This is a genomic window from Trichococcus ilyis (assembly GCF_900109135.1).
GTDB classification, from domain to species: Bacteria; Bacillota; Bacilli; order Lactobacillales; family Aerococcaceae; genus Trichococcus; species Trichococcus ilyis.
Genome location: NZ_FNYT01000041.1, coordinates 1 through 16,621 on the forward strand (window position 1 = coordinate 1; position 16,621 = coordinate 16,621).

Annotated in this window: 17 protein-coding genes and 1 pseudogene; 11 read left to right on the forward strand and 7 right to left on the reverse strand. The window is 42.3% G+C overall.

The features are described 5' to 3' along the window. Positions 1–2,093: copper-translocating P-type ATPase (locus BMX58_RS13555; protein ID WP_093088870.1), on the forward strand; the 2,093-nt coding region annotated here is incomplete at its 5' end. Between the two features lie 247 nt (positions 2,094–2,340). Here the strand turns inward: BMX58_RS13555 and BMX58_RS13560 are convergent. Next, a complete protein-coding gene (locus BMX58_RS13560; RefSeq protein ID WP_420855204.1) occupies positions 2,341–2,934 on the reverse strand; it encodes a TIGR01906 family membrane protein in 594 nt (197 codons plus the stop codon). 52 nt (positions 2,935–2,986) lie between these two features. After that, the gene (locus BMX58_RS13565) at positions 2,987–3,196 is read right to left on the reverse strand and encodes an adhesion protein (protein ID WP_068624107.1); all 210 of its coding nucleotides are present in this window, start codon (positions 3,194–3,196) and stop codon (positions 2,987–2,989) included. A 257-nt stretch (positions 3,197–3,453) separates the two neighbouring features. Between BMX58_RS13565 and BMX58_RS13570 the strand changes: the two genes are divergently transcribed. From BMX58_RS13570 to BMX58_RS13580, 3 genes are read left to right on the forward strand one after another with little or no spacing between them, the layout of a single operon-like run. Beyond that, complete coding sequence (locus BMX58_RS13570; RefSeq protein ID WP_068624109.1) at positions 3,454–4,770, forward strand: M23 family metallopeptidase; 1,317 nt, start codon at positions 3,454–3,456, stop codon at positions 4,768–4,770. A gap of 42 nt (positions 4,771–4,812) precedes the next feature. Continuing rightward, complete coding sequence (gene lgt / locus BMX58_RS13575) at positions 4,813–5,655, forward strand: prolipoprotein diacylglyceryl transferase (RefSeq protein ID WP_068624111.1); 843 nt, start codon at positions 4,813–4,815, stop codon at positions 5,653–5,655. 28 nt (positions 5,656–5,683) lie between these two features. Next, complete coding sequence (locus BMX58_RS13580; RefSeq protein ID WP_068624113.1) at positions 5,684–6,100, forward strand: NusG domain II-containing protein; 417 nt, start codon at positions 5,684–5,686, stop codon at positions 6,098–6,100. 68 nt (positions 6,101–6,168) lie between these two features. Here the strand turns inward: BMX58_RS13580 and BMX58_RS13585 are convergent, their stop codons facing one another. Both BMX58_RS13585 and BMX58_RS13590 read right to left on the reverse strand, forming a co-directional pair. Beyond that, on the reverse strand, positions 6,169–7,566 hold the full coding sequence (locus tag BMX58_RS13585) for a sensor histidine kinase (protein ID WP_068624115.1): 1,398 nt from the start codon (positions 7,564–7,566) through the stop codon (positions 6,169–6,171). Then, complete coding sequence (locus BMX58_RS13590) at positions 7,563–8,246, reverse strand: response regulator transcription factor (protein ID WP_068624117.1); 684 nt, start codon at positions 8,244–8,246, stop codon at positions 7,563–7,565. Before BMX58_RS13590 ends, BMX58_RS13585 begins: the two co-directional genes overlap by 4 nt. 322 nt (positions 8,247–8,568) lie before the next feature. Here BMX58_RS13590 and BMX58_RS13595 point away from each other — a divergent pair, with 322 nt between their 5' ends. Further along, positions 8,569–9,135 carry an adenylate kinase family protein gene (locus BMX58_RS13595; RefSeq protein ID WP_068624119.1) on the forward strand — a complete coding sequence of 189 codons (567 nt, stop codon included), beginning with the start codon at positions 8,569–8,571 and terminating at the stop codon, positions 9,133–9,135. A gap of 122 nt (positions 9,136–9,257) precedes the next feature. Here BMX58_RS13595 and BMX58_RS14785 read toward each other — a convergent pair whose 3' ends face one another. Then, a complete protein-coding gene (locus tag BMX58_RS14785) occupies positions 9,258–9,434 on the reverse strand; it encodes a hypothetical protein (RefSeq protein ID WP_157077255.1) in 177 nt (58 codons plus the stop codon). Positions 9,435–9,831: 397 nt separating this feature from the next. Here BMX58_RS14785 and BMX58_RS13600 point away from each other — a divergent pair, with 397 nt between their 5' ends. The 3 genes from BMX58_RS13600 to BMX58_RS13610 all read left to right on the forward strand — a co-directional run bounded on the left by BMX58_RS13600 (position 9,832) and on the right by BMX58_RS13610 (position 11,091). Beyond that, positions 9,832–10,521, forward strand: a complete 690-nt coding sequence (locus tag BMX58_RS13600) for a hypothetical protein (RefSeq protein WP_068624121.1) — start codon at positions 9,832–9,834, stop codon at positions 10,519–10,521. 20 nt (positions 10,522–10,541) lie between these two features. Continuing rightward, on the forward strand, positions 10,542–10,781 hold the full coding sequence (locus tag BMX58_RS13605) for an SHOCT domain-containing protein (RefSeq protein WP_068624123.1): 240 nt from the start codon (positions 10,542–10,544) through the stop codon (positions 10,779–10,781). Positions 10,782–10,896: 115 nt separating this feature from the next. Next, complete coding sequence (locus tag BMX58_RS13610) at positions 10,897–11,091, forward strand: hypothetical protein (RefSeq protein ID WP_068624125.1); 195 nt, start codon at positions 10,897–10,899, stop codon at positions 11,089–11,091. Between the two features lie 152 nt (positions 11,092–11,243). Here the strand turns inward: BMX58_RS13610 and glgX are convergent, their stop codons facing one another. Then, positions 11,244–13,514 (reverse strand): glycogen debranching protein GlgX, encoded by a 2,271-nt coding sequence (glgX, locus tag BMX58_RS13615; RefSeq protein WP_204243803.1) that lies wholly within the window; start codon positions 13,512–13,514, stop codon positions 11,244–11,246. 684 nt (positions 13,515–14,198) lie between these two features. Here glgX and BMX58_RS13620 point away from each other — a divergent pair. The 3 genes from BMX58_RS13620 to BMX58_RS13630 all read left to right on the forward strand — a co-directional run bounded on the left by BMX58_RS13620 (position 14,199) and on the right by BMX58_RS13630 (position 16,035). Next, complete coding sequence (locus BMX58_RS13620; protein WP_068624127.1) at positions 14,199–14,483, forward strand: hypothetical protein; 285 nt, start codon at positions 14,199–14,201, stop codon at positions 14,481–14,483. Between the two features lie 192 nt (positions 14,484–14,675). After that, complete coding sequence (locus BMX58_RS13625; RefSeq protein WP_068624130.1) at positions 14,676–15,278, forward strand: YdhK family protein; 603 nt, start codon at positions 14,676–14,678, stop codon at positions 15,276–15,278. Between the two features lie 58 nt (positions 15,279–15,336). Then, the gene (locus BMX58_RS13630) at positions 15,337–16,035 is read left to right on the forward strand and encodes a triose-phosphate isomerase (RefSeq protein ID WP_068624132.1); all 699 of its coding nucleotides are present in this window, start codon (positions 15,337–15,339) and stop codon (positions 16,033–16,035) included. 268 nt (positions 16,036–16,303) lie between these two features. Here BMX58_RS13630 and BMX58_RS14790 read toward each other — a convergent pair. Further along, positions 16,304–16,621, reverse strand: a pseudogene (locus BMX58_RS14790) (IS701 family transposase); the annotation flags it as partial.

Genomic DNA, 16,621 nt, shown 5'->3' on the forward strand with positions numbered 1-16,621 from the left:
AGATGGATCACAGTCAGATGGATCACAGTCAGATGGACCACAGTCAAATGGATCACAGCAAGATGGACCACAGCAAGATGGACCACAATCAGATGGACCATAGTCAGATGGACCATAGTCAAATGGATCACAGCAAGATGGGCCATTCCGGTCACCACGAGCACATGGTGGCTGATTTCCGGAAACGATTCTGGGTAGCCTTGGTCTTCACCATTCCAATCACGATTCTTTCTGAATTTATGATGATGCTCTTCAATTACGAAATAAACTTCCCGGGAGATAGTATCCTGCTGTTCCTCATGTCCTCTTTCGTCTTCTTTTATGGGGGGAAACCATTCCTTACGGGTGCCTGGAGTGAGTTGAAGTCGCGCACACCGGGGATGATGATGCTGATTTCCTTAGCCATCATTTCCGCTTATATCTACAGTACTTTGACGACCTTCTTCATTCAAGGAATGGACTTCTACTTCGAGTTGGCTACTTTAATCTTGATTATGCTGCTGGGGCACTGGATTGAAATGAAGTCCCAGATGGGAGCTTCCCGAGCATTGGAGGAGCTCATTAAACTGATGCCGAAAGAGGCACACAAGTTAGATGATGAAGGAAACATTGTCGAAGTGTCAGTCGAAGATTTGGTTCCCGGCGATCGTATTTTAGTAAAATCAGGAGAAAAAGTTCCCTTGGATGGAAAGATTTACGAGGGACAATCTACCGTAGATGAATCCATGCTGACAGGAGAATCCGTTCCTGTTGAAAAGGTACCGGGCCTAGATGCCATCGGTGGATCCATTAATGGTAGCGGCGTTCTGAAAATTGAAGTGGAAAAAACAGGTGGAGAAACGTATCTGGCCCAAGTCATTCAAATGGTTAATGATGCCCAACAACAAAAGAGCCGTTCCCAAGGACTTGCCGATACAGCCGCAAAATGGCTCTTCTATATCGCTTTGGTGATTGGGATCATTACTTTTATCTACTGGATCTTTGTTGCGGACCTACAGTTTGCCTTAGCTCGAATGGTGACCGTATTTGTCATTGCCTGCCCGCACGCGCTGGGGTTGGCCGTTCCGTTGGTGAATGCTGTCTCTACCTCTATTGCAGCCCGTAAAGGCTTACTTATCCGTAATCGGACCCAATTTGAGGATGCTCGTAGAATTGACCGGATTGTCTTTGATAAGACTGGTACCTTGACCGAAGGGAATTTCGGAGTAACGGATATCCTTGCTGCTGAAGGAACAACGGAAGATGAACTCCTCTCCTTGGCCTATTCGGTGGAGAGTCAATCGGATCACCCCATCGCGAAAGGGATTGTTCGAGAAGGGGAGAAGCGGAGCGTCACTTTAAGGCCCATCAATGACTACAAGAATTTGACGGGAGAAGGGTTACAAGCAACAGTGGATGGTTCAGAAGTGGCGGTAGTAAGCCCAGGCGGTATGAAGAAACGAGGCCTGGAGTATAACCACGGAAGCTTTGATCATCTCGCTCAACAAGGGAAGACAGTCGTTTTTGTTCTGAAGGACAATGTGTTGCAAGGGGTCATTGCCATCGCTGACATGGTCCGGGATACTTCCTATGAGGTCGTTCAAGAATTGAAGAAGCAAGGGATTGAGTCCATCATGATGACAGGGGACAACAAACGTGTCGCCAATTATGTGGGCGAGAAACTGGGATTGGCACAAGTATTCGCAGAGGTTCTACCGGATGAAAAATCCAAGAACGTCCGCTCCCTGAAAGCCGATAACAAAAAAGTGGCTATGGTAGGAGATGGAATCAATGATGCCCCTGCTTTGGCGGAAGCCGACTTGGGTATCGCGATTGGGGCCGGTACGGACGTGGCGATTGAGACTGCGGATGTAATCCTGGTGAACAGCAATCCAAAAGATGTACTGAGCATTATCAAACTTTCCAAGGCAAGCTACCGCAAAATGGTGGAGAATTTGGTCTGGGCGGTAGGCTATAATGTGATTGCCATTCCACTGGCTGCCGGCGTGTTGGCAAACCAAGGTTTCCTGGTCACACCCGCAATGGCAGCGGTCGTGATGTCCGTCAGCACCGTGGTATGTGCCGTGAATGCCAGACTCTTGAAGATTGATTAGCACCAAAACAGATACAAAATGAATGCGAATGATATGAAACACCCCCAAAATTGGAATCTAATTTTGGGGGTGTTTCAATATGGTGAAGTACAGCGATTGTTTCAAAAAAATGAGTGTGCAGGAATCGAATAGTTACCGGTGTCACTGAACTGTGAGGGGATAAAAAAACTGGCCGGGTTGACCCGATTTTAATTTCGGATTCAAACCAGCCAGAAAGCGGTATAAGAAAAAACCGGATGTTCAAAGTCTAGGAATTAGCGATTCGTTTTTTTGTAATGAAGTACCCAAGCACGAGAAGGACTTCAATTAATCCAAAGGCCATGAGGAAGCTGTGCATAAAGAACTCCGCCGGCAGCGCTAAGATGATGGGATCAGTTGCGGGATTAAATAGCCAAGCGTCATTGTTAAAAAATACTTGGTGGAACAGCACAAAAAGCGTATCAAAACTGATCAATAGAGCCGTAAGAACACCCAACGGAAGCAGCACTCCCCACTGGAAGTACCGAAGAAGCCGCCAGTATTGCTCTTCTCTTTTTAAATACTGCATAAACCTGAAGGCGCCTAGCCCTGAAGTAATCATAACCAAGTAGTCCAACATAAACAACTTCTTCACTTCAGTGAAGTGGAATAACCCACTAGCTGAGCTGGGGAAATCCGGCATATCCAGGTTAGCTATCCAAGGGGTATTCAGGTAATTAAGCAGGATACGATAGTTCGTCAAGATTTGTTCTTTCGGCATGCCTACATATTCGGATATATTCAAGTAACCAATGTCAAATGAATAAAGGAAGGAAAAGTTGATGGTTGCTGCTATTGAAAGAGATAAGAGGAAAAAGGTAATGAAAATAAACCCTGAGATTTGAATGATTTTCTGCTTCAAAGTGTAATGGACCTCACAATTCATTTTGATTTATTTTTGCTTTTACTACGTTCAATTCTTCTTTTAACTGCTTGTTCTCAATTTCCAACTTTTTCTTATCTTCCGATTCGGAATCCACATGACCATGTCCTTTATGATTATGCCCGCCATGCATACCCGGCATAACAAACATCATGAGTATGTGCCCTGCCACCATCAAAACAATAAATAAGATTGATTCCATGTTCAACTCTCCTTTTTTTTCGCCAACAGTACAACCAACAAATGAGGATCGCAATAGACGATAAATTTAAAAATTACGAAGAATCCAATTCCAAAAATGAAGCAAATAAGATTCAGGATAACTTTCTAAGACAAGAATAGAGTAAAACTATGTGGATTTTATGGAGATTAACAACTCCATAAAATCTACATAATTCATTGGTACAGTCAAATAAGCAAAAGAAAAGGGCAAATTTTGCCGACACTTAAGGAGGATACATGAACAGGAAACAGATGCTCAAGATTTTAGTAATTCCCTCTCTTTTAAGTTTATTGGTGATACCTGTGGATGTGAAAGCTGATACGGTGGAAGAACTGAATCAACAAAAAACGGAATTGGAAAGCAGAATCCAAGAGTTGGATGAGAATTCTGCAGGGCAACAAGAGCTATTGGACACATTGGATGCAAAGAAAGAGCAACTTGGGGTTGGAACAATCACCCTTCAAAAGGAAATCGACAAGCTCACCCTGCAATTAGTTGAGCAGCAAGGGGAGTTGCAAATTTCTGAGAAAAAAATAGAGGAATTGGGTAAAGAGACAGAAATACTGGAAGAACAGATTGAACTAAGAGGAGAAAAGCTTGAAGTGCAAGCCAGAGCCGTCCAAACAGATGCAAGTCCACGTACGCTTCTGGAAACAGTTATCAACTCGGAGAACCTTGTAGAGATGATAGGAAACATGAGCTTAGTCAATCGCATTATGAACATCAACAAGGAAACACTTGTCCAACAGAAAAAGGATAAAGTAGATCTCGTGGAGAAAAAGCAAGCAGCAGAGAAAGAACAGGAAAAGCTCGAAACGCTGAATATGGAAATCCAAGTAGCCAAAACCAATTTGGTGACGCAGAAAGCAGGACTGGAGAACCAAATCGAGCAGTTGGGTCAAGAATATGAGCTTACATTAGAACAAAAAGAAGCGATTGCACAGGAGCAGCAGAATCTTGCAGGATCCGTGAGCACCCTCTCCGATGAACTGAAGGAGGAGCAACGCCGGATCGCTGATGAAGAAGCAGCCCGACAACAAGCTGCGCAAGATGCCGCTGTTACAATGGCGGGGGAAATTGTTCCAGAAACCTTTTTTGAGGAAAGTAACGTAGTGGAGTATGCCTCTGCGGGAGAAAATTTACCTGAAGTGAAGACCAGCACCGCATCTGGATTCATTCGTCCCAGCAATGGAGTCGTAACAGATCCGTTTGGATACCGAGTCCATCCCATTACAGGGGACTGGAAATTGCATGCAGGCATGGATTTTGCTGGATCGGGACCAATTGTCGCAGCCAAAGAGGGAACCGTTCTGGTGGCCGGGTACCATAATTCATGGGGATACTACGTGAAAATCGACCATGGAAACGGGCTCCAAACTTTATACGCCCATATGGAAGCGGGCAGTCTTCGGGTTGCTCCCGGTCAAAAAGTATCCCAAGGGCAGCAATTGGGCATAATGGGAACAACGGGGGATTCTACCGGTGTCCACTTGCATTTCGAGGTCTATGAGAATGGCGTTCAGGTTGATCCAGAACCCTATTTGGGATTATAAAAGCAGGAATAAACACATAATTTTATATTTGAGGAGGAAAATATGGAAACGACAGCAGGAACAATTGATCGCGTAGCTTTCTCGTTTGGCCCATTCACCGTCTATTGGTATGGAATCATCATTGGGGCGGCTATGCTCTTGGCAATCTCCTTGGCGTCCAGGGAGGGTAGGAAAAGAGGTCTGGGAGAAGATACCGTTACAGATATGACAATGTGGGCTATTCCCATTGGACTTATTGGAGCCAGAATCTATTACGTTCTATTTGAATGGCAATACTATTTGCAAAATCCGGGTGAAATCATCCAAATCTGGAATGGTGGAATTGCCATTTATGGGGGATTGATTGCAGGGGGATTTACCGTCTATTGGTACACGAAGAAAAAGGGGATACCGGCAGCCTTGATGTTGGATGTGCTGGCTCCCTATGTCCTTTTGGCCCAGTCCATTGGCCGGTGGGGCAATTTCACCAACCAGGAAGCCCATGGTGGGGAAGTGACTCGAACCTTTCTGGAGAACTTGTACCTTCCAAAATTTATCATTGATCAGATGCAAATTAACGGCGTGTACTACCAACCTACCTTCCTATATGAGTCATTATGGAGTCTGCTTGGATTTGGCGTAATCTTTGCCCTAAGAAACCGCAAGGGTTTATTGCGGCAAGGGGAAGTGGCCCTCAGCTATACCATCTGGTATTCAGCAGGCAGGTTCTTCATAGAGGGCCTGCGTACCGATAGTTTGTGGCTTGGTGATTTCCTGCGGGTATCCCAGAGCTTATCCTTGCTCTTGTTTGCAGGTGCCATTGGCATTTGGATTTACCGTAGAAGAGATTATCCAGCCAAAACCTACTATCTGGACGGATGGAACTTCAACGGAAAAAGAAATTGAAGGTAGTCAAACTGGCGAAGGAGCCCCTATGATTAAGAAGTATCTGAAAATAGTGAAGCCTTTTGATATCATTATTGTCACCATTCTCATTGTTTTTTCTGTTATACCAACAATAATCTTCGCTGTTCAAACTACGCATAATGAAACGAGTAAGTTGTATGCGGTAATCTCAATCAATGGAGACGAAGTGGACCGCTTTCTCCTCACAGGAAATGAGGAACAGAAGCTTATTACCTACTATCCTGCGCCCGGGCAGTATAATATTATCGAAATTGATAGGGAACGGATTCGTGACAAGGAAGATAACAGCCCCCAGCAAATCGCCGTGAGGACAGGTTGGATTCAATTCCCTGGCCAAACCAGCCTAAATTTGCCCCATCGCTTGCTTATCGAGATTGTATCTGATACTCCGGATGAGGCAGAGATTGATGTTCTTGCACAATAAGCAAATATACCACTGAAAAAAGTACTCCAATTTTACTTAGTTGGAGTACTTTTTTTGCAGATTCTGTTTTATTTGCTCACGGGAAGATGAATGGTAAACGTGGTGCCCTTCCCATAAATACTATCTACGGAAATAGTACCCCGATGCGCATTCACAATACCTTTTACAATGGACAGGCCTATTCCTTGCCCACCCAGTTTACTGTTTCGGGATGGCTCTGCCATATAGAACCGTTCAAAGATTTGGCTCACCTCGTCCGGAGGGATTCCTTGTCCATTGTCCGTAATCCGAAAGGAAACGGTGCTTTTGACTTGCGAAACGTAAAGGTCGATTTTCCCTCCCAAAGGGGTAAACTTAATGGCATTTGCCAACAGATTGGTTATGACTTGATGGATCTTGTCCCGGTCCGCAGAAATAAAAATACGATTGCCGCCAACTGAGCAATTCAGTTTATTTTCAACCAGCATAGGCTGAAAATTGTCCACGACTTGTTGAGCAAGCTCTGTAAGATCAAAGGTAGTTTTCTGTAGCTGAGTCTCCTGACTTTCTATTTCATTGATCCGATCGATTTCCCCAATCAGACGCGTGATCCGGGTCACCTCTTCGTAACAACGATAGAGACGCTCTCCTGATACCTCCCAGACACCATCTATCATGGCTTCAATATTCCCCTTCAAGGTCGTCAGGGGCGTTCTGATTTCATGGGCAATATCGGAAGACAAACGGTTTCGGATCTTCTGCTGGCGTTGAAGCTGCAGCGAAAGCTCATTCACTGAATCCAGAAGGTCATCAATCTCCCGGATTCCCGTTTCTTCCAGAGAAAGACTGCTGTAACGACCTTTGGCAATCTCCGTGGTGAAATTATTTATTGTGACGATGGGGGAACTTAGCTTTTTGGCTACCAATACCGCAAAAAAGAGGGGAATGAGGAGAGAGATAAAGGCTACCAGAACCAAGTTACTTTTCATATCAGAAATGAATAGTGCGTCATGTTCTGTATAAGCATAAGGACCCAGGGATTGAACCTCTATCATACCGATTTCTTCGGTACCATCATAGAGGGGAATAATGGTTTGTAAGTAGTCGCTATCTATATCTCCCACCATTTGTTCCATATGCAGGAGATGATTCTGAACTTTTTTCTTGACCTCTTCTTCCTCAGAAGCGGACGGACTCCATAACAGTTGCCCGTCCTCGTCATATATCCTTACAATCACGGTCTGTTGAAGAGCATTTTGCCCAATACGTTGGATCGCTTGTGAATTTTCTTCCCAGGTACCGTTTTCTTGATAGAGAGCCTCTAAGTCAGAGCTGTGTTCCTCCAACTCTGACTCCTGTCTCTCCTTAACATAGTCTGCAAAATGGCTTTCTATTAAATTCAGCGTTATCCAACTGAATGCGCCTACCAGAATAAAGGAGAGCGAAACAAAGGAAAGCAAGAGTTGCCACTTTATTGTTCTTTTCATTTTTGAGCACCAAATCGGTATCCCGCCCCATATATCGTCAGGATATAGTGGGGAATTCGCGTATCATCCTCTATCTTTTGTCGCAAGTTCTTAATGTGGACATCAATGACTCGATCTGTCCCGCTAAAATCTAGTCCTTTTACAGCATGCAGGAGCTGCTCCCGAGAAAATACCTGCTGAGGATGTGATGCCAGAAGGGTCAACAGACCATACTCCGTTGAAGTCAGGTCCACTTCCAGCCCTTTTTTGAATACTTGTTTGTTATCGGGGTAGATTTCCAATAGGCCTCCCTCGAAGGACCATTTCACTTCTTGGGGTTCCGGGTGTGTGCGCCGTAGCACGGTCCCTACACGTGCTACCAGTTCTTTAGGGCTGAAGGGTTTCGTCATGTAGTGGTCCGCTCCGATTTGTAATCCCATTAAGATGTCCTGTTCCGCTGTTTTCGCTGTCAGCATAATCACAGGAACGTCGGAGGATTCTCTTATTTTTCGACAGACTTCGAGACCGGAAATATCTGGCAGCATGAGATCCAGGACGATGAGATCAGGCCGGATGGTTTCGGTTTTCCAGAGTGCTTCACCTCCGTCCAGAGCTCTGAATACTTCGTAATTTTTAGCGATCAAGTACGCCTCCATAATATCTAAAATATTTGTTTCGTCATCAACAATCAAAATCTTCATAGGGTTTCCCTCCATCATTCGCGCTAGTCATTACACACCACTAAAACGTTTCCCACGGTAACTGCTCTTATGGGCAATGAACAACAGCATTTTTCCAATATTACTGAACTGAGTTTACCTTTTCATTGTGTGGGTATTATGGAGAAGAAGATTCTTATTGCTTTTAAAGTGGCAGTAGGATAAGTTCTGTCGGCCTATTGAGTCCTTCAGGACTAGGTGAATTTTTTATTTTCTGTTTTCTCCATATCCCCTACACAATCATGCGTTATCTTAGTAGGGAGTGATCCGATAAAGATATAATGCAGATAAGGAGTGTTGGAAAGTGAATATCATTATAATAGGAATGCCCGGCGCGGGATTGGGAACTCAAGCGAGGGAAATCGCAGCTGCCTATCATATTCCGTATATCTCTACAGGCGAAATTTTCCGATCCTACGCTGAGATTGGTAGCCCCATCGGTCTAGAAGTCAAAACCTTCATGGATATGGGAAAACTAGTCCCTGATAGATTGGTCAACAAACTGCTCTGGGATCGTATGGGGGATGATGATATTAAAGCGGGTTTCATTTTGGAGGGGTATCCACGGACACGACAGCAAGCGGAAGCTTTAGATGCGTATCTGGAAAGCAAAAGACTGTCGTTGGATGCTGTTCTCTATCTTGCCGTTGGAAAAGAAGTTTTGCGGAAAAGATTAGAACAGAGGAGCGATTCACCCCGGTTGGAGGATAAATCAGAAGTCATAGAAAGACGACTACAAGTGAGTGCGGTTGAAATGGAGGCACTGATGAGTTTCTACCAGGAAGCGGGAATCGTTTCTATGGTTAATGGCGAGCAAGAGCCCGACATTGTATTCGGAAAAATACAAGAAGTCCTTCAATTTCATTCTTAATGGTGGTTCTTTCTAACCCACGAGAAAATCTTCTCAATTAGGTCCTCTGCGATCAATGGCAAAAAAGCATGGAGACAGTTTTCTCCATGCTTTTTCTCTCGCGTTATAGTTTTTTGCCACTGTTAAACATATTCGATGATACCGCGTTTTAGAAGCTCTTTTCTCAAGGCTTCATTTTCTACCCGCAATCTTTTTACATCTGCTCTTAAAACAGAATTATGTTTACGAACTGCACTTACGATTACCACCGTCAAAACAGGAACCAGTAGTGTTAAAACGAAAAATAAAGTTGTTTGCATAGTCTATATCCTTCTTTCCGGATTGTTTTTTTTGGATTTCATAGTCATAGAATACTGGTTAATTGTGTAGACTGTATGAAGAAACGAATCTCCATCAAATCTACATATTGCTCAGGTATATTAGTGTTAGCAAATGGAATTACCTGTACTTCCAGAAGGAGGATACCCACAGCGGAGCTGATGAATCCTTCGTACGTTTCACGTTCAACATGGTGAAACATGGCGAAAGTTCTCAATTTGCTTAAGTAGTAAGAATTGGCTTTTAATAATCGAGGGTACTATAATTAAAATTGTAGAGGTGTGCATTGATGCCACGGATTTCAGTAAGTATATTTTATCAGATGAGGTGCCGACCCAAAATTGCTTTAAAGACTTTTTGGAGAAAGAAGGCAAGGCTATGAAAAACAAGCAGCAATTGGTGTGGGGTGTAATTCTGTTTGGTGCAATTGCAATACTTATTGGGTACAGCATTTGGTTGTTTTTGTTCGCAAAAAGTGCTGAAACAGTCGTTTACAATCAAGGTTATTACAACAGCGGCATGATGGGTGGCAGAGTCAACAGCAACCAGAACAGCAGTAATGAGAAATTGGCGCCGGACCAAATTCTGACGGATGTCGAAAATTATTTGAAGGCTTATGGGAATAACCTTCAAGTGGCGGATATTTTTATCTTCACCGATGCAGATTACTACGTTTCGGTGGAAGAGAAAGATACCGGTAGAGGGGCAATGGAACTCTTGATCAATCCTTATACGGGGCAGATTTATCCTGAGCCGGGACCCAACATGATGTGGAACGAGAAATACAGCATGATGATGGGCGGCTTCTTACGCTACAATGCGAACGAAACGTATACGGCAACAGTGAATCGGACAGAAGCAGTCAAAATTGCGGATGATTTCGTGAAGAGCCAGCTAGGAGAAAGTTTTTCGGTTCCGGGTGAAGGGCATGCATTTTATGGTTATTACACTTTTCATATCATGGAAGATGACAAAGTAATCGGGATGCTCAGTGTAAATGACCTTACAGGGGAAGTCTGGTACCATGATTGGCATGGCGATTTGGAACAAGTGATTTCTGAACATTAGCAAAAAGGAGAGTGGAAAAAATGATGAATTATAACGGATATGGCATGATGGGTAGCTGGGGAATTTTCATGATGATTGTCCTGGTGATTTTAATAGTTATCATCGTTTATGCGGTGATGAAACTAGTCCAGGGAGGCAATAATAATAGCACAACTTCAAATAGCCGAGATGAGGCACTTGAAATCCTTAATCAGCGGTATGTAAAAGGAGAAATATCGGACGAAGAATACCAACAAAAGAAGAAAATATTGAAACAATAGTAGGACCAGTTGGTGAGTAGAGTGGTTAGAAATCACGAGTTTATGAAAAAAAATGATGATTACGAAAAAATGTAATTTGCTGTTTACCCATTTATGCTGGAAGGGTGAAATCCTGATGAATCAATTTCAGAAACTAACAAAAGCAACCCCGCTTGAGTTGTTCATTTGGATGATTGGGGCGGGTATTGCTGGGTTTGGTATAGGTACATTAATAGATGATTATGTTGAAGCAGGGCTTGGTATAGGAATACTGGTTATTGGTATTCTCCTTCACGGTTGGGGGATGTTTCGAATTTACAACCAAAAGTGATAATTCTTGATGACGGAGCTGTCAACGATATGCGTCAAATTTTATTCACATGCTAAAGGATTAGGTCCCGTTAAGTAAATTAGATAAAAATTTAAATAAATCGCATGAAATCAACGTTTTTAGTTTGATTTCATGCGATTTTACTCTTTTATTTATCTTTCCTGGACATGGAATGCTTGTTCAATTTCGGGGTCTGTCGTGCAGGATTCTGCTGCAAACAAGAGAATTACCGATCTAGGCTGCAGTTCCATTGTTGGTCCAACTTTTTTCATTTTATCCATTTGGGTTTCACAATCCTGGCCGGAGGGTAACCCGGTATCGACTGCCAATTTCCAGAATAGTCCGGAAGGTAAATCCGGTAAACGGATAATTTGCGACATCCAATGGGAATTTACTCCTACATAGGCGATTTCATCCTGACTATCCTGTGCATTCCGACTTGCGAGCATGACACCTAAAAAACTCGTTTCCGGTGCAGGATCCAGATACCAAGGTTCCGTTCCGTGTTTGCTAGATGCAGGCAATCCACAGCTTGCTGGGAGCTTGCTGTTGCGCAATACCTGATGTTTTTTACGCAATGCAATCATTTTTTTGAAAAATTCGAAGAGATTTCTGTTCTCTTCCAGTAGCTTCCAATTTAGCCAGGAAATCTCATTATCTTGACAATACGGATTGTTGTTCCCACCTTGGGAACGGCCAAATTCATCACCTGCCAACAATAGCGGTGTTCCTTGACTGGCTAACAGGATGGTACAAGCATTCCGAGCCATCCGATTACGCAAAGCTTGAATATCGGGGTCGTCTGTATCACCTTCCACACCACAGCTCCAACTGTTATTGTTGTTCTCGCCGTCCATATTGTTCCAGCCATTGGCTTCGTTGTGTTTTTGATTATAAGCGAACAAATCCCGTAAAGTAAACCCATCGTGGCAGGTAATGAAATTTACTGAAGCTTCATGCCCCCTACGGACGGGGTCATACAAGTCATGAGAACCGGAAATGCGCTCTGCCACGATATGTGCCATGCCGGTATCCCCTTTCAAAAAACGACGAAGATCGTCCCGATACTTCCCGTTCCACTCCGACCAGCGGTTGTGGGACGAAAATTTTCCGACTTGATAAAGACCGCCTGCATCCCAAGCTTCCGCAATTAGTTTTACATGGGCCAAAATCGGATCAAACGCCAAATTTCTCAATAAGGGAGGATGACACATAGGCTCTCCGTTCTGATCTCTTCCTAAAATAGAAGCTAAATCAAACCGAAAACCATCCACACGGTATTCCGTTACCCAGTAACGGAGGCAATCCATAATCAGATTTTGCACAATGGGATGATTACAATTGAAGGTGTTCCCACAACCACTGAAATTGTAGTATTTCCCATCTGGCGGTAGCATATAATACACTGCATTATCGAAACCTTTAAAGGAAAGAAACGGACCTTCCTCATTACCCTCTGCAGTGTGATTGAAAACAACATCCAGGATGACCTCTATGTTGTTCTCATGCAGTTTCCGGATCAATTCCTTCAAGTCATCACCTGTACGGTTGATTCCCTTATCATGGATATAACTTGTATGGGGTGCAAAAAAACCCACTGTGTTATAACCCCAATAGTCTGCCAGGCCTTTGCCTTCCACCAACCGATCGCTAATTTCATCAAATTCAAAAATTGGCATCAATTCTACCGCATTAATCCCCAATTCTTTCAAATACGGAATTTTTTCGGCTAATCCGGAAAAAGTTCCAGGAGCCTGCACACCCGAAGAAGTGTCTTTTGTAAATCCTCGGACATGTATCTCATAGATAATCAAATCACCCATCGAAATCATAGGAGACCTCTGATTTCCCCAATCAAAATCATTTATCGAAACTAGAGCCCGATAACCTTTTCTATTTTTCTTTTGGTCCACATAGAGTTTTTGTCCAGTTATTGCCTTTGCATATGGATCCAAAAGGTATCGGGTGGCATCAAAAATCAAGCCTTTTTTAGGATTGTACGGACCATCGACCAAATAAGCATATTCGAATGTTTCAATGTCCAACCCGAAGACAATCATCGAGTGGACATTTCCAATACGGTAATTCTCTGGAAAGGGAATGAGAACATAAGGTTCACTGGCATTTGGTTTAAAAAGGGCCAATTGAATGGAAGAGGCCTTTCTTGAATGAACCGTGAAGCTGACACCACCAGGGGTCACGACTACTCCAAAATTCCGATACAATCCCGGTCTCATGTAAAAACCATTGATATGATCAGTAGGTATCGCGATGCCCTTCGTTTCATTCGTAAATTCCTCACCATCGACGCGCTTTGCAATTTGCTCCGAATCTGACTTTTCAAGCATATTGGGGCCTCCTATTTCTATGTTGGAAAGCTTTTTTAAAATTCGCAGTGATACCATTTTATTTAGTTCAATCATAGTACTTATTCACCAAAATTTAAAATTTAAACGGTTAGAAAGTACAGTATCGATATTCACTCTATCTCTGGTAGGAAAAAATTTCTGTAAGCAGATAATATCAGCGGATTATGTGGGATTTGTCTAGATAACGAAACTACATTTAATCTACATAATTATGCTGTATTGTAAAATTGTAAACAGAGGGAAATAAAGGAGGATTAGTTTGAGGATAATTGCCAATAAGATTGATCTTACATTTAGTCGTACTTGAAGGAATAATAATCCGTAGATACATGCAGTCCTACCGAATATCAGATAGGGCTACTCCCATCCTCGTGATTTGTAGGTTTCAGCTATCTCATAAGGTCAAAATACAATAATATGCAACGAGAAAACGATTATTTTCATTTTGTATCTTAATAGAAAAGAAAGGATGCGACTGCGTTGTTTAAAAAAGTATTTTTATTTATAAAAAAGACATGGAAATCCTATTGGGGAATGGAAATATCTTGTAATTCCCACAACAGAGTAAATGATTTCAGACCAAAAAAAAAGAAAATAGGCAAATAGATTTTTTAAGTGCGAAAGTTGAGTTATTAAGGGAGATAAAGTCCAATATAGGTTAATTCTTCCTTACATCAACACACACATATCGCAATGATTAAAGTCAAAAACAATAAATATAAAATAAGGGGATAAATTATGAACCACCATGAAGTTGAAAATAAAGATAAATCAGGAACGCACAAACACAGTCCATTACATCATATGCTGCATATGATTATTTGTTGTGGCCTACCAATACTGATTATAGTATCCATACCATTTATTGCTAAGTATAATATAGGCCTTGCGACTTTTTTAGGAGTCATCGCGCCATTTATATGCCCAATTATGATGGGGGGAATGATGCTCTCGATGTTAGGTGGTAAGAAAAAGGAAAACTGTTGTTCGAAAAAAGAAAGTGATACTGTGACAGAAGAGTAACCGGGTTTTAGTGGGGAAGCTTGAAATAAGCTCAAAATTAATTGTGCGGTACTTGAATATTAAAATGAGCCTATAGCCCTGATCAGGTCAACGGATTGTAAGACTAATCATTTGACTATTGAAAAGAGGAAGGACAGAATGTGTAATGTAGAGTACTTTCGATTAATAGTCCATAAAGGAGGAGAATGAACCATGGAAAAAAAACGATTGATACAAAGTATATTAGGTCTTTCCACACTGGTGCTTTTGGCTGCTTGTTCTACTGATCAAAGTGGAGATAGCGATTCTGAATCCATTTCAACTGTTGAATCTGTAGTTGAATCTGTTGAAAATGCATCGACGACTATGGGTGAAATGATGCACGATGATTCAGGAGAAATACCAGAAGGATTACTCGCATCAGAAAATCCAGCATATCAGATAGGAGACAGCGTTATCGTCAACTCAGACCATATGGCAGGAATGCTGGGGGCAGAGGGTACTGTTGTAGGGGCATTCGACACGACAGTCTACGAAGTATCCTTCAATCCAACAAATGGCGATCCACGAGTAACAAACCATAAGTGGGTAATCAAGGAAGAAATAACTGAAGCAAAAGATGTTGAAGAGCCACTTGAACCTGGAACGGAAGTAACGCTGGAAGCAAGTCATATGGAGGGCATGAAAGGGGCACTTGCAACGATAGAATCAGCAGAAGCCACTACCATCTATATGATTGACTTTAAACCGACAACTGGCGAAGAAATAGTCAGGAACCATAAATGGGTAACGGAAGATGAATTATCAGCAAATTAAATGAGTTACCTTCCTGGCTTAAAATGGCGCATTTTTGATAAAATGAAGGGAGATAATCATGGAAAAAACGAATATCCGCACACCATTCTTTGTTTTTAACCCCAAATCCTATTTGTTTGGAGAAAACTTATTGGAACTGGTTAGAGAAGCAGATACACTAGCGGAAGAATTTCCAATCTCAATTTTCGTAACCGCTCCCTTCGCCGATATTGCAGCTGTTTCATCAAATTCCAAAAATATTATTGTGACAGCTCAGCATTTGGATGGCATTTACCCGGACAAAGGAATGGGTCATGTCTTACCAGAATCACTTTATGAAGCAGGTGCACGTGCTGTATTTCTAAATCACGCTGAACGACCGGTGAGTCTGAATGGTTTAGCTAAAGCAATTAAACGCGCAGCTGAACTTGAAATAATAACAATTGTATGTGCAGATTCAATTGCAGAGGCAAAGGCAATCACAATGCTAAGTCCCGATATTGTTCTGTGCGAACCTTCCGAGTTAATTGGAACCGGTAAAACAAGTGATGCGAGCTATGTTAAAGAAACAATCGAAGCTGTTAAGAGTCTTAATCCGAATGTGTTAGTTATGCAAGCTGCTGGAATCAGCACGGCAGATGATGCCTATAGAACAATCTTGCTGCAAGCTGATGGAGTCGGATGTACCAGTGGTATAGTGAAGGCAACAGACCCCCAAAAAATGCTAAGGGATATGGTTGAGGCGACTGTAAAAGCATCGAATGAAAATAAAAAATAAGGAAACGAGACACTATTATTTGAGAGAGCAAAACAATTTCCGACGGACTTACAAAGTGGTACCATTGGTGTGGCAATTCCCCATTTTGATGCTATAGATGTGAAAATTAAAAATAGACCAAAAATGAAATCACACAAAGATTTCATTCTTGGTCTATTTTTTGTTGCAGGCAATGAATGGAGGTTATTTTCTACAAATGGCTATTTAGGGTGTACCCAAATCAGCCGTTTTCCCGAGTCTAAATCTATAAATACCACTTTACAAGTAATTAAAAATTGTGTTTTTCTTCAACCCATTGCTCATAAGCCTTTAGGATTGCCAACGATTTAATCCTATTTTCGATGGAAAGCACGAAAGTATAGAAAAATACTTCTTGCTGGATCGCCATTCCAACGAGTTGTTTCTTCACTTGAGAACTTTCCGTTTTCAAATGAGCATACTTCTTCTGTTTGAAGGGAAGAAGCTGAACGCCGCTATAGGCAATGGCTAAGAAGTTGACGTAGCTTTCAATCCCGTTTTTACTTCTGACCATATATTTGCCGAATGACCAAAAGGTCTTCTGTTCATAAAAGATAACCTCGATTGC